Source organism: Nocardioides exalbidus, from assembly GCF_900105585.1.
Taxonomy (GTDB): Bacteria; Actinomycetota; Actinomycetes; order Propionibacteriales; family Nocardioidaceae; genus Nocardioides; species Nocardioides exalbidus.
The window spans coordinates 1,729,910-1,741,797 of the sequence record NZ_FNRT01000002.1; the positions used below are offsets into that span (position 1 = coordinate 1,729,910).

The 11,888-nt window shown below is 71.9% G+C and carries 12 protein-coding genes and 2 tRNA genes; 6 read left to right on the forward strand and 8 right to left on the reverse strand.

The window, feature by feature from the left end:
- The first annotated feature begins 102 nt into the window (after positions 1 to 102).
- Positions 103 to 1,113: a TrmB family transcriptional regulator gene (locus BLV76_RS08605; RefSeq protein ID WP_090968755.1), complete on the forward strand. Its 1,011-nt coding sequence runs from the start codon at positions 103 to 105 to the stop codon at positions 1,111 to 1,113.
- Between the two features lie 165 nt (positions 1,114 to 1,278).
- Here BLV76_RS08605 and BLV76_RS22485 read toward each other — a convergent pair whose 3' ends face one another.
- The 3 genes from BLV76_RS22485 to BLV76_RS08620 all read right to left on the reverse strand — a co-directional run bounded on the left by BLV76_RS22485 (position 1,279) and on the right by BLV76_RS08620 (position 2,314).
- Positions 1,279 to 1,500 carry a hypothetical protein gene (locus BLV76_RS22485; RefSeq protein WP_175539612.1) on the reverse strand — a complete coding sequence of 74 codons (222 nt, stop codon included), beginning with the start codon at positions 1,498 to 1,500 and terminating at the stop codon, positions 1,279 to 1,281.
- 184 nt (positions 1,501 to 1,684) lie between these two features.
- A tRNA-Ser gene (locus BLV76_RS08615) sits at positions 1,685 to 1,775 on the reverse strand.
- 77 nt (positions 1,776 to 1,852) lie between these two features.
- Positions 1,853 to 2,314 carry a hypothetical protein gene (locus tag BLV76_RS08620; RefSeq protein WP_090968757.1) on the reverse strand — a complete coding sequence of 154 codons (462 nt, stop codon included), beginning with the start codon at positions 2,312 to 2,314 and terminating at the stop codon, positions 1,853 to 1,855.
- A gap of 81 nt (positions 2,315 to 2,395) precedes the next feature.
- Here BLV76_RS08620 and BLV76_RS08625 point away from each other — a divergent pair.
- The 3 genes from BLV76_RS08625 (at position 2,396) to BLV76_RS08635 (ending at position 4,838) form a co-directional block, all read left to right on the forward strand.
- Positions 2,396 to 2,480: transfer RNA gene (locus tag BLV76_RS08625), tRNA-Ser, on the forward strand.
- Positions 2,481 to 2,604: 124 nt separating this feature from the next.
- On the forward strand, positions 2,605 to 3,477 hold the full coding sequence (locus BLV76_RS08630) for an AAA family ATPase (RefSeq protein WP_090968758.1): 873 nt from the start codon (positions 2,605 to 2,607) through the stop codon (positions 3,475 to 3,477).
- Positions 3,474 to 4,838 (forward strand): vWA domain-containing protein, encoded by a 1,365-nt coding sequence (locus BLV76_RS08635; protein WP_090968759.1) that lies wholly within the window; start codon positions 3,474 to 3,476, stop codon positions 4,836 to 4,838. Before BLV76_RS08630 ends, BLV76_RS08635 begins: the two co-directional genes overlap by 4 nt.
- Before the next feature lie 4 nt (positions 4,839 to 4,842).
- On the opposite strand, the gene BLV76_RS08640 is transcribed toward BLV76_RS08635, so the two are convergent.
- Genes BLV76_RS08640 through BLV76_RS08650 form a run of 3 tightly spaced genes read right to left on the reverse strand, consistent with a single transcriptional unit; the run spans position 4,843 to position 7,553 of the window.
- The gene (locus tag BLV76_RS08640) at positions 4,843 to 6,171 is read right to left on the reverse strand and encodes a hypothetical protein (protein ID WP_090968760.1); all 1,329 of its coding nucleotides are present in this window, start codon (positions 6,169 to 6,171) and stop codon (positions 4,843 to 4,845) included.
- Between the two features lies 1 nt (position 6,172).
- Entirely contained in the window at positions 6,173 to 7,126 is a 954-nt protein-coding gene (locus tag BLV76_RS08645; protein ID WP_090968761.1) for a hypothetical protein, read from the reverse strand.
- 1 nt (position 7,127) lies between these two features.
- Entirely contained in the window at positions 7,128 to 7,553 is a 426-nt protein-coding gene (locus BLV76_RS08650) for a hypothetical protein (RefSeq protein ID WP_090968762.1), read from the reverse strand.
- A 173-nt stretch (positions 7,554 to 7,726) separates the two neighbouring features.
- Between BLV76_RS08650 and BLV76_RS08655 the strand changes: the two genes are divergently transcribed.
- Positions 7,727 to 9,259 carry a potassium/proton antiporter gene (locus BLV76_RS08655; RefSeq protein ID WP_090972509.1) on the forward strand — a complete coding sequence of 511 codons (1,533 nt, stop codon included), beginning with the start codon at positions 7,727 to 7,729 and terminating at the stop codon, positions 9,257 to 9,259.
- Between the two features lie 12 nt (positions 9,260 to 9,271).
- Here BLV76_RS08655 and BLV76_RS08660 read toward each other — a convergent pair whose 3' ends face one another.
- Both BLV76_RS08660 and BLV76_RS22490 read right to left on the reverse strand, forming a co-directional pair.
- Positions 9,272 to 9,775, reverse strand: coding sequence for a LytR C-terminal domain-containing protein (locus BLV76_RS08660; protein WP_090968763.1), 504 nt, complete (start codon positions 9,773 to 9,775; stop codon positions 9,272 to 9,274).
- Positions 9,772 to 10,071 carry a type II toxin-antitoxin system VapB family antitoxin gene (locus tag BLV76_RS22490; RefSeq protein ID WP_090968764.1) on the reverse strand — a complete coding sequence of 100 codons (300 nt, stop codon included), beginning with the start codon at positions 10,069 to 10,071 and terminating at the stop codon, positions 9,772 to 9,774. The genes BLV76_RS08660 and BLV76_RS22490 overlap by 4 nt, the downstream gene beginning before the upstream one ends.
- Before the next feature lie 57 nt (positions 10,072 to 10,128).
- On the opposite strand from BLV76_RS22490, the gene BLV76_RS08670 reads away from it, so the two are divergent.
- Entirely contained in the window at positions 10,129 to 11,763 is a 1,635-nt protein-coding gene (locus tag BLV76_RS08670) for a helicase HerA-like domain-containing protein (RefSeq protein ID WP_090968765.1), read from the forward strand.
- Positions 11,764 to 11,888: the final 125 nt, after the last annotated feature.

Below are 11,888 nucleotides of genomic sequence, written 5' to 3' on the forward strand. Positions count from 1 at the left end.
GTCCCGGGGAGGCGGGTCGTCGCGTCTCCGGGGAGGGTGGGGGACGTTGTGGCAGCATCACCCCCTACGGGGTCGGGTCTCGGTGGGAAGGCGAGGTGAGTCATGCCCCTGGGGCAGCACGAGCGCGGGATGTTCGAGGAGCAGGCCACGCCGCTCTACGAGGAGATCGTCGCGTCGGGAGGTCTCAGCGCCACCGACAAGCGCATCGTCAAGCGCGGCGAGCTCCACGAGGCCTTCGAGCTGCTCGTCGAGATCGGTCTGGTCGTCAAGAGCGACGACGGAGCCCAGTGGCGCGCCGTCGACCCGGCGGCGGTGCAGGCACAGGTCGTGGCCCCGCTCGGCCAGCAGGGCGCCGAGCTGATCGCGGAGTCGGCCCACTGGGCGCAGGCCTTCAGCACGCTCTCCCACGCCTGGCGCCGCTCCCCGACCGCGGTGGGCGGGCCGTTCGCGGAGATCCGGGGCGCCACGATCGGCAGCTTCCTCGCCTCGATGGTCAGCGACGCGGAGGAGGAGCTGCTCACCGCCCAGCCGCAGGACCGGCGCGGGGTGAAGCAGCTCGGCGCCGCGGGGGCGCGCGAGATCGCCGCCCTGCGGCGCGGCGTCAAGATGCGCACGCTCTACCAGCACGCCGCACGACGGGGCGCCGACACCCGCAAGTACGTCGCCGCCGTGACCGCGGAGGGCGCCGAGGTCCGCACACTCGACGAGTTCTTCAACCGCCTCATCGTGGTCGACCGGCGGCTGGCCATCATCCCCAGCCACGAGGGCGTGAGCGCCGCCATGGTCATCAGCGAGCCGTCGATGGTGAGCTACCTCGTCGACATGTTCGAGCGGCACTGGGAGCGCGCGCGCCCCTTCACCAGCAGCGAGACCTCGCTCATGCGCGACATCGCCGCCGAGCAGCGCGCGATGACCATCCGGATGCTGCTGGAGGGCCGGGCCGACCCGGCCGGCGCCAAGCGGCTCGGCGTCAGCCCCCGGACCTACGCCGGCTACGTGGCGGACCTCAAGAGCGAGTTCGAGATCGAGACGCGCTTCCAGCTCGGCTACGAGATGGGCAAGCGTGGGATCTCCGGTCGCGAGACCGACGAGGGCTCGGACACGTCGTCGTGACGAGCTGCCCGACGGGCAGGAAGTGGACGAGGGCAGCAACTCGATGAGTTGCTGCCCTCGCGACCGGGACTCGCCTGTGGGGGAGGCTTCCGGACCAGAACTCGTGGGGGGTTGAGGGGTCCGGGTCCCGGTTCTTCACTTGCGTGCACATCATGGCACGTCTGGTCAGTCGCGACCCTTGATCTTGAAGCCCCAAGTCGTGTCGCCAACGTTCTGGCTGCCCCGGGACTTGAAGCCCCAGGTCGTGTCGCCGAGGTTCTGGCTGCTGCCCTTGGACTTGAAGCCCCAGGTCGTGTCGGCGTGTGCTGAAGTGGCCCCGAGGCCGATGAATCCGGAGCCGAGCGCGGCCACCAGGGCTGCTGCGGCTATGCGGCGTACAGGGGTCATGTCTTTCACCTCGAGGGTCAATGTCACAGGGGATGACAGTCTTCATTCTCCCCCACGGCCGTGGCGGCGTCACATCGATGGTGCTGCAGGTCTGTGCATTGCAGATACCTGCAAAAGTGTGCAATTCGGACGATCGACGCCCAGAAGATCGGCCCCCTTCCGCAGAAGGGGGCCGATCACGCGGCGGAGGCGGAGGGATTTGAACCCTCGATGGGGTTGTAGCCCCAAACCCGCTTAGCAGGCGGGCGCCATAGACCGGACTAGGCGACGCCTCCATGCCCGATCCGAAGGTCGGGCGCAGAGAAGGCTACAAGGCCCGGCGCCCCTGCGCCGAATCAGGTGGCAACTCGGGTCAGAGACTGCGGAGGCCCTGGCCGCGGCGCAGGTGCTCCTGGAGCTCGCGCACGAAGGCCTCGCGGTCGAGGGCGAGCATCTCGACCGGGATCGTGCTGCTGCGTCCGTCGCGCAGCCGGAGCACCACCACGGGCGCCTCGGCGACGGTCGTGGTCACGGCGTCCTCGACGTCCTTCCAGCGGGCGGCCTCGGCGCCGACGCCGCGCACCCACTGGATCCGGTAGCCCTCGTCGGTCGCCCGGACGATCCAGCCCTTCTCCCGCCACAGCCACCACGACCCCACGAGGATCGCGATCGTGAGACCCACGGGCACGAGCAGGAACACCGTGTGCAGGTCGACGACCGCGATCGCGAGGGTGCACGCGAGGATGAGCACGGCGACCACGCACAGCAGCAGGCCCACCAGCCGCGCCGCGATGGCGGGTGCGAGGCGGTAGACGGTGGCGGTCTCGGACGTCACGGCGGAGATTTCATCACGCTCCGGGCGCCCCGGACCCGTTGGGTAGAGTCCGGCGGTGTGCGACGCCCCGGCGTCGTACGAGGAGAGGTGCCGGAGCGGCCGATCGGAACCGCCTTGAAAGCGGTCGTAGGGAGACCTACCGCGGGTTCGAATCCCGCCCTCTCTGCTGACCCCATCGCTCCGCGATGGGGTCAGCAGAGACGTCGTGAACGGAAGGGCGTGAGCGCCAGCGAGCGCTCCGCGTGGAAACCGCCTCCGCTCGTGGGAGACGCGCCGATAGTGTCGATCACGTGACGACCTGGTTCGAGTCCGCCGACGACGCGACCGCGCGGCTGCGCGCGGCCGGCTACCTCACCGACGACGCGACGGCGCTGACGGCCTACCTCGCGGGGGCGCTGGAGAAGCCGCTGCTCATCGAGGGACCGGCGGGGGTCGGCAAGACCGAGCTGGCCAAGGCGGTGGCCCGCGCGACGAGCGCGGAGCTGGTGCGGCTCCAGTGCTACGAGGGCCTCGACGAGGCCCGGGCGCTCTACGAGTGGAACTACAAGAAGCAGCTGCTCCGGATCCAGTCCGCGCAGGGCGACGACACGACGTGGAGCGAGACCCACGACGACATCTTCACCGAGGAGTTCCTGCTGACCCGGCCGCTCCTGGGTGCGATCCGGCGCGAGGAGCCGACGGTGTTGCTGGTCGACGAGGTCGACAAGACCGACGTCGAGGTCGAGGGCCTGCTGCTGGAGGTGCTGAGCGACTTCCAGGTCACCATCCCCGAGCTCGGCACGGTCACTGCGACCCGCCGCCCCTTCGTGGTGCTCACCTCCAACGCCAGCCGCGAGCTGTCCGAGGCGGTCAAGCGTCGCTGCCTGTTCCTGCACCTCGACTACCCCGACGCCGCGCGCGAGCGGGAGATCGTCAGGAGCCAGGTCCCCGGGCTGGACGACAGGGTGGCCGCCCAGCTGGTCGACGTCGTCGTACGCCTGCGCGAGCTCGAGCTCAAGAAGGCCCCGTCGATCGCGGAGTCGGTCGACTGGGCGCGGACCCTGATCGCGCTGGAGATCGACGACCTCGACGAGGCCACGGTCGCGCGGACGCTGGGCGTCGTGCTCAAGCACGCCTCCGACCAGCAGCGCGCGATCAAGGAGCTGAAGCTGGCCGCTCGATGAGCCTACTCGACACCCACATCGGCTTCGTGGAGGCGCTGCGCTCCGCGGGCCTGTCGGTGTCGCTGGCCGAGGGGCTCGACGCGATCGCCGCGCTGGAGCAGGTGCGCTGGCACGACCGCGAGACGGTGCGGGCGGCCTACGCCGCGACGCTGGTCAAGCGGCAGCCGCAGCGGGTCACCTTCGACGCGGTCTTCGACATCTACTACCCGCGCCTGGTCGGCGGTGGCGTCGCGGGCGACGAGCAGCCGGACGCCGACGGTCCGCGCGACACCGGTCCCGAGCTCGCCCGCTTCCGCGAGGCTCTCGCCGAGGCCCTGGCCTCCGGCGACCAGCAGGCGTTGCAGGACCTTGCAGTCGAGGCGGTGGCCCGGTTCGGTGCGATGCCCGGGCGCGGACCGGGCCTGTCGAGCTGGTCGGCGTACACCTCCCTCCAGCGCGTCTCGCCCGCGGAGCTGATGGACCGTCTCGTGCAGGGCCTGCTGGCCGGCGGGCTCGACGGCGAGCGTGCGCAGCGGACGGCCGGTCGGCGCATCGGCGACTTCACCCGGATGGTCGAGGGCGACGCGCGTCGCCGGATCGCGGAGGAGAAGGGACCCGAGCACGTCGCCGAGGTCACGGTCCGCCCGACGATCGACCGGCTCGACTTCACCGCCGCCCGTCGCAGCGACCTCGAGGAGATGCGGCGCGAGATCTACCCGCTCGCCCGCCGGCTCGCGGCCCGGCTGACGAAGGAGCAGCACGCGCAGCGTCGCGGCCCCCTCGACGTACGCCGGACGGTGCGCGCCTCGATCGCGACGGGCGGGGTGCCGCTGACGACGTACCACCGTCCCAAGCGGCCCCACCGCACGGACCTCGTCGTGCTCTGCGACGTCAGCGGGTCGGTGGCGAACTTCGCGCAGTTCACCCTGCTGCTCGTCTTCGCACTCCGGGAGGCCTTCTCGGGTGTGCGGGCCTTCACCTTCGTCGACGACGTCGTCGAGGTCACCGACACCTTCCGGCGCGGCGCCGACGTGGTCGAGGTGATGGAGGCGCTCGCCCCGAAGATCTCGCAGGCCGCGCTGTGGGGCCGCACGAACTACGGACGCGCGCTCACCCGCTTCGCCGAGGAGCACCCCGACGCGATCGGGCCGCGGTCGTCACTGCTCGTGCTCGGCGACGCGCGCTCGAACTACAGCGACCTGGCCCTGCCGGTCCTGTCCGACCTCGCCGGGCGCGCTCGCCACGCGTGGTGGCTCAATCCCGAGCACCCCCGCCACTGGGGCACGGGGGACAGCGCGGCCGACGCCTACGGCGGGGTCGTCGCGATGTCGGAGTGCCGCAACCTCGCCCAGCTCGGCGAGTTCGTGCACGGGATCGTCTAGCGGCTCAGCCGGCGAGGTAGCCCAGGTCCTGCATCCGCGCGATCTCGGCGCGGAGCTCCGGGTGCTCGGCGACGTCGGCGGCGCGGGCACCGGCGACGTAGAGCGGTCCACCGCCGGCCGCGGCTCCGTCGAAGACCACGGTGAGCCGGTTGCTCGTGCGGGCGTTGATCAGCGAGCCGAGGAGCGCGACGGGGTCGGAGCGGTCCTCGAGCGACAGCATGCGCGTCGTGTCGGGGATGCGCGGCACCAGTGCCGAGGGGGCGCCGGCGGTGACGACCTGGTCGACCACGAAGCGGTCCGAGGTCACGTCGGCGGCGATCTCGGCCGCGAGCGCTCCACCGGCCGCCGAGCCGACCAGCATGACCCGGGCGTCGTCGTCGGTCACGGCCTTCTCGATCGCCCGGACGACCTGGCGCGCCGACGTGGATGGATCGGCGCCGACGAGGCGCAGCCGGCCGGAGTCGTCACCGAGGCCACTGGGGAGGTAGGCGATGTAGCGGCCCGCGCCCACGCGCTGGACGCTGATCCTGCGGTCCTCGGCGAGCAGGTTGGCCATGAGCTCCTCGAGGGAGCGCGGCGCGGTGCCCTCCTCGCTGGCGGCCACGGGCTCGGGAGCCTCGACCTCCACGAAGGAGCCGGCCGAGTCGCGGAACGCCGACACCGCGTCGGTCGGGAACGCGTCGACGCCGATCGCGCGCAGGCCACCGCGGGCGGCGTGCGCGCCCTGGTCGGAGGCGAGGACGCCGGCGGTCAGCAGCGAGCGCATGTGCAGTCCGTCGAGCAGGCCACCGCCACCGGAGAGGTGGTCCATCAGGTCGGGGTTGCTGTCGGCGAGCTCGCTCAGGTAGGCGGTGACCCCGTCGCGGTCGAGCGCGTCGGCCTCGATCAGGCCGGCGCTGACGATCGCGCCGCCGAGGGCCACCTCGGGAGCGAGGTAGCCGATGGCGCGACCCGCGATGGAGCCGAGCGTCTTGTAGGCCGCCTGCTGGAGCTCGTCGATCCAGCGGTAGGTGAGCACGGTGGCGCGTACGACGAGGGCGTCGGCGTCGAGCTCGACCGACCGGGTCAGCAACCCGTGCTTGCCGGTCGTCGCGGCGCGGATGTCCTCCTCGGCCTGGCCCCACGTGGCCTTCGACAGCTCGCCGGAGTCCACGACGTCGTCGTCGCCGAGGATCTCCGAGCCGAGGCGGGCGCGGGTGCGCATCTCGTTGCCGGAGGAGTCGAAGAGGTCGGCCAGCGCCAGCATCTGGTCGTACTTGTCGGCGGTGACGGACGCCGACGAGTCGGCGCCGTCGTCGGCCGAGTGCGTGCGGGGGATCTCGAGGTCGCCCATGTCAGGCCACGTCCTCTCCGGGGATGGCCCGGACGACCTGGGCGAGCACCGGCGCGAGCTCGGTGGCGAGGTCGTCGGGATCGACGCGGGACACGGCGACGCGGGCGCCGTCGTCGTGGCGCGGGGTCAGGGAGTGCCAGCCGTCCTTGAGCAGGACCCAGGAGATGACGCCGACCGAGGTCGTCGCGCGCTCGGAGACCTCGGCGGCCAGGATCCGCAGCCGGCCCCGGCTCTCGGCGTGAACCGCGGAGAGGGCGGCTCCCGCCTCGGCGTCGCCGAGCTCGTCCCCGTCGGCGAGGACCGCGCCGTCGGACTGGCCGACCAGCACCGGCACCAGGTCGGAGCGGCCGGCCCGCAGCGCCTCGCCGATGGAGTCGGCGAGCGCGTAGGGCACGTCGAGGAGCGCAGGGACGTGCGACTCGGTGACCGCGAGGTCCTCCGGCACGGCCGTGACGCGGGCGAGCTCGGTGGTCCACTGGTCGACGGGGAACCACGCCAGCTCGAAGACGATGCCGTCGCAGGTGGACAGGCTCGCGACGGCCTCGCCCGACTGGCGGTGCCAGGCCTTCACCTGCGTGCCGCCGGCCGCGACGTCGAGGTCGAGGGCGAGCCTGGGGGTGGCGAGCAGGCCGATCGCGCCGACGATGCCGGGGTCGGCGCCGTCGTCGGTGATGAGGCCGCGCCGCCGCAGCGAGTCGTCGGGGTCGTGCAGGGTGCCGAGCGCGTCGGTGTAGGCGGAGTCCTCGACCGAACCACGGCTCTGGCCGAGCCGGCCGGACAGCGACCCGGCCGGGGCGGCGCCGTCGGAGTCGCGCAGGTCGAAGGGGAGCGGCGCGCCGCCCGCGAGACCGGCCATGTGGCGCAGCTCGGGGAGCGTGAGGGCGAGCCGCCGGGCCAGTCCGTCGAGGATGCTCGTGGGCGGCGGGGGCGGGGTGGTCAGGTCGATGGTCACCATGTCAGAGCCCCGGGAGGGTCACGGTCAGCCAGTCCTTGTGACCGGCCGGGGGAGGGTCGAAGGCCAGCAGCGCGGTGTCGGCCGAGTCGGGCTCGCCCGCCTCGTCGCCGGCCTCGCTGGCACGGGTGCGGGCGTCCTCGACGAGGGTGGTCGCCTTGGCACTGCGGACGTCGATCGCCTCCTTGAGGGTGTCGACCTCGCCGAGGTGCCTGGCGAGCGAGTCGGCCGCGGTCTCGTGGTGCGCGGCCGCGGTGCGGAGGTGCCCCGCGCGCTCCTTGATCCGCTCGCGCATCGCGTCGGCGGCCTTGCCGTGCCACGGCACGGCCTCGGCCTGGGCGACGAGCCGGGCGGCGAGGGCGCGGATGTCGCCGCTCTGCTCACGGAGCTGGGCGACGCGTTTGCGGCCCGCGGCGGTGTCGCCGTACATCGATCACACCCTTTCGTCCGGGTCCGAGTACCCGGAGAGGGCCGTCCCCAAACGTCCTGGCGACGCTCGGTATTCCCGCCCTGCAGGGCGTGGAACGACGGCGGTCCGGCTCCCTCCCGCACCGATAGGATCGTGGCACACAACTGCCAGCGACAACCAGAGACGGGGTGCCGGTGACCTTCGACGTCCACCAGCTCGACCTGTTCGTGCTGGTCGGCGCAGTGGTCACGCTGGCGGCGATCCTCGCGGTCCGGGTCTCGGCCGGCGCCGGGCTGCCCTCGCTGCTGATCTACCTGCTGATCGGTGTCGCCCTCGGTGAGGGCGGTCCCTTCGGGATCCAGTTCGACGACGCCAAGCTCGCGCACGCCCTCGGGTTCGGCGCGCTCGCGATCATCCTCGCCGAGGGTGGTCTCACGACCGACTGGCGCCAGATGCGACCGAGCGTGCGCCTGGGCCTGTCGCTCGCGACCCTCGGCGTCGCGGTGTCGGTCGCGGTCGTCGCGGTGGGCACGCACTACCTCCTCGGACTGCCCTGGGAGCTCGCGATCCTGCTCGGCGCGATCTGCTCGCCGACCGACGCGGCCGCGGTGTTCTCCGTGCTCCGCGCCCTGCCTCTGCCCAAACGGCTGACCGGCGCGCTAGAGGCCGAGTCCGGGCTCAACGACGCCCCGACCGTCGTGCTCGTCGGCATCATCTCGACCGGCGCCGCTGCCGAGTCCGGCGTGCTCGAGACCGCCGGACTGATCGTCTTCGAGCTCATCGCGGGAGCGCTGATCGGCGTTGCGTGCGGTGTCGCCGGCGCCTGGGTCATGCGTCGGGCCGCCCTGCCGTCGTCGGGTCTCTACCCCTTGGCGGTGCTGTGCCTGGCGTTCACCGCCTACGGCGCCGCGGCCGCGGTGCACGCGTCCGGGTTCGCCGCGATCTACGTCGCCGCGCTGATCCTCGGCAACAGCGAGCTGCCGCACCGCGTGGCCACGCGGTCGTTCTCCGAGGGTGTCGCGTGGCTGGCCCAGATCGGCCTCTTCGTCATGCTCGGGCTGCTGCTCTCGCCGTCGCGGATCGACCTCGACACCGTCGTCCAGGCGATCGTGACCGGGCTCGTGCTGACGATCGTTGCCCGCCCCTTTTCGGTCTTCGTCAGCAGCATCGTGCAACCGATGGCGGCGCGCGACCTCGCCTTCATCTCCTGGGCGGGCCTGCGCGGAGCCGTGCCCATCGTGCTCGCGACGATCCCGCTGTCGGAGGGCGTGGACGGGTCCTACGACATCTTCGACATCGTCTTCGTGATGGTCGTGATCTACACACTGCTCACCGGGCCGACCCTGCCGTGGGTGGCCCGCCTGCTGGGCGTCGCGCAGCGCAACGAGCCGCGCGGCCTCGACGTCGAGGCCGCCCCGCTCGACAAGGTCGCCGCCGACCTGCTGCAGGTGACGATCGCGCCGAAGTCGCGGATGCACGGTGTCGAGGTCGGCGAGCTGCGGCTGCCGCAGGGCTCCTCGGTCTCGCTGGTGATCCGCGCCGACAACGTGCTGGTGCCGGAGCGTCGTACGGTCCTGCGCGCCGGCGACGACCTGCTGGTGGTCACTCCCCGCAAGCTGCGCGAGGCCACCGAGGAGCGGCTTCGGCAGGTCTCGGCCAACGGACGGCTCGCGCTCTGGCTCGGCGACAGCAAGCGGCGCGCGGTCGAGCGCGGCACCGAGGAGTAGGCCCCCTCGGGATCACTCCGAGCCGGTGGCCCTGCAGTAGGTCGCGTCGGCCTGGGCGACGACCGACTCGACCTGCTTCTTCTTCAGGGACTGGAACTTCTCGCCGAGGATCACGACCACTCCCGGTCCGAGGGCGTCGCCCTCGACGACCTGGGCGCCCTTGAACTGCTGGCGCACGAGGTCGACGGCCGGGTTGGCGGCGTCGTCGGCCCAGATCTGGGTGGTGGGCGAGGGGTCGGGTGCGTTGCCGACGTCGCCGGCGACGAAGCCGCGCTCCTCCAGCTCGGCGCTCGCCGTGCTGGCCAGGCCGCTGCGGCCGCTGCCGTTGAAGACGCTGACCACGACCTGGTCGCGGCGCACCTCGCCGCCGGCAGGGACGGTCGCGTTCTCGCAGATCGCGACGGGCTCGTCCTTCGGGAACGGCTCGGTGAAGGCCGCCCAGCCCCACAGCGTGGCGAGGAGGACCAGTGCGACGAGGACGCCGAGGGTGGCCGCCGACCTCAGGCCTGCCGTCACTTGTCCACCGCCTGGTGGATGCGGGCGTGCAGCACGCTGCGCTGCTGGAGCGCCGCCCGCAGGGCGCGGTGCAGGCCGTCCTCGAGGTAGAGCTCGCCGCGCCAGTAGACGACGTGGGCGAACAGGTCGCCGTAGAACGTGGAGTCCTCGTCGAGCAGGGTGTCGAGCTGGAGGGTGTCCTTCGTGGTCACCAGGTCGTCGAGGCGCACCTGGCGCGGCGGCAGGTCGGCCCACTCACGAGACGTCAGCCCGTGCTCGGGGTACGGCCTCCCCACCCCCACCCGCTTGAAGATCACGCCGGTGACTATAACGACGCCCTCGTCGCGGACCTCCGGGCTGACTACGCTCGACCCATGACCGAGACCCCTGAGGCGACGCCCGCGGACGAGTCGACGCCGGCCGAGGCCGTACCCCCGGCGCAGCCGCCGGCACCTGCCGCCGACGACCCGATCTCCGCGGCCGTGGCGCCGGGCTACGCGTTCGAGGGTCCCGCGCTCGAGCTCGGCGGGCTGATGCTGGACGCCGACGACCTCAGCGACGTGCGGATCAGGATCCCGCTCGGCATGGTCAACCGCCACGGCCTCGTCGCCGGGGCGACCGGCACCGGCAAGACCAAGACCCTCCAGCTGCTGGCCGAGCAGCTCAGCGCCAACGGCGTGCCGGTGTTCGCGGCCGACATCAAGGGCGACCTGTCCGGGCTCAGCCTGCCGGGCGAGGCGAGCGACAAGCTCACCGCGCGCACGGCGAGCGTCGGCCAGACCTGGGCGGCGACCGGCTTCCCGACCGAGTTCTACGCGATCGGCGGCCAGGGGATCGGCGTACCGGTGCGGGTGACGATGACCGCCTTCGGCCCGACGCTGCTCGCGAAGGTGCTCGGCCTCAACGACACACAGGAGTCGTCGCTGGGCCTGGTCTTCTACTACTGCGACCAGAACGGGCTGCCGCTGCTCGACCTCGCCGACCTGCGCGCCGTCCTGCAGTACCTCACCGGCGACGAGGCCGGCAAGGCCGAGCTCAAGACGATCGGCGGGCTCTCCCCGCAGACCGCCGGCGTGATCCTGCGCGAGCTCGTCTCCTTCCAGGCCCAGGGCGCCGACGTGTTCTTCGGCGAGCCGGAGTTCGAGAGCAAGGACTTCCTCCGCACGACCGACGACGGTCGCGGGGTGATCAGCCTGCTCGAGCTGCCCCACCTCCAGGACCGCCCGGCGCTCTTCTCGACGTTCCTGATGTGGCTCCTCGCCGACCTCTTCCACGACCTGCCGGAGGAGGGTGACCTCGACAAGCCCAAGCTGGTCTTCTTCTTCGACGAGGCGCACCTGCTGTTCAACGACGCCTCCGACGCCTTCCTCGACCAGATCGCCCAGACCGTGCGCCTCATCCGCTCCAAGGGAGTGGGCGTCTTCTTCGTGACGCAGTCGCCGACCGACGTGCCCGACGAGGTTCTCGCCCAGCTCGGCTCGCGGGTCCAGCACCAGCTCCGCGCGCACACGCCCAACGACGCCAAGGCACTCAGGGCGACCGTCAACACCTACCCCAACAGCGCGTACGACGACCTCGGCCAGGTCATCACCTCGCTCGGGATCGGCGAGGCGATCGTGACCGTGATGAACGAGCGCGGCGCCCCGACCCCCGTCGCCTGGACCCGCCTCCGTGCACCCGAGTCGCTCATGGACGCAGCGCCGGAGGACGGGATGGAGGCCGCGGTGAAGGCCTCGCCGCTGAGCACGAAGTACGCCGAGTCTATCGACCGCGAGTCCGCCCGCGAGCTGCTCGCCAAGAAGCTCGAGGAGGGCGCTCGCAAGGCCGCCGAGGACGCGAAGGTGAAGGAGATGGCCCGCGAGCAGAAGAACGAGCGGGTCACCAGGAAGGCCGAGAAGCCGAAGGACAGCATGATCGAGACCGTCGTGAAGTCCTCCGCGTTCAAGGACTTCATGCGCACCGCGAGCCGCGAGATCGCGCGGGGGATGTTCAAGAGCGGTCGTCGCTGAGCCCTGCCCGGGCGGTGCGTGACCCACATGACGCCGCCTCGGAATGTGGCCTGCTCACCGCCCCCCGGGCGAGTCGTCGTACGACACGCGCCTGAGCGGTGCGTGACCCACATTCAGCGTCAGGA

Coding starts and splice junctions, on each gene's coding strand:
- BLV76_RS08605 (WP_090968755.1), top strand. CDS start 103: ATGCCCCTGGGGCAGCACGAGCGCGGGATGTTCGAGGAGCAGGCCACG.
- BLV76_RS22485 (WP_175539612.1), bottom strand. CDS start 1,500: ATGACCCCTGTACGCCGCATAGCCGCAGCAGCCCTGGTGGCCGCGCTC.
- BLV76_RS08635 (WP_090968759.1), top strand. CDS start 3,474: ATGAGCCTACTCGACACCCACATCGGCTTCGTGGAGGCGCTGCGCTCC.
- BLV76_RS08640 (WP_090968760.1), bottom strand. CDS start 6,171: ATGGGCGACCTCGAGATCCCCCGCACGCACTCGGCCGACGACGGCGCC.
- BLV76_RS08645 (WP_090968761.1), bottom strand. CDS start 7,126: ATGGTGACCATCGACCTGACCACCCCGCCCCCGCCGCCCACGAGCATC.
- BLV76_RS08650 (WP_090968762.1), bottom strand. CDS start 7,553: ATGTACGGCGACACCGCCGCGGGCCGCAAACGCGTCGCCCAGCTCCGT.
- BLV76_RS08670 (WP_090968765.1), top strand. CDS start 10,129: ATGACCGAGACCCCTGAGGCGACGCCCGCGGACGAGTCGACGCCGGCC.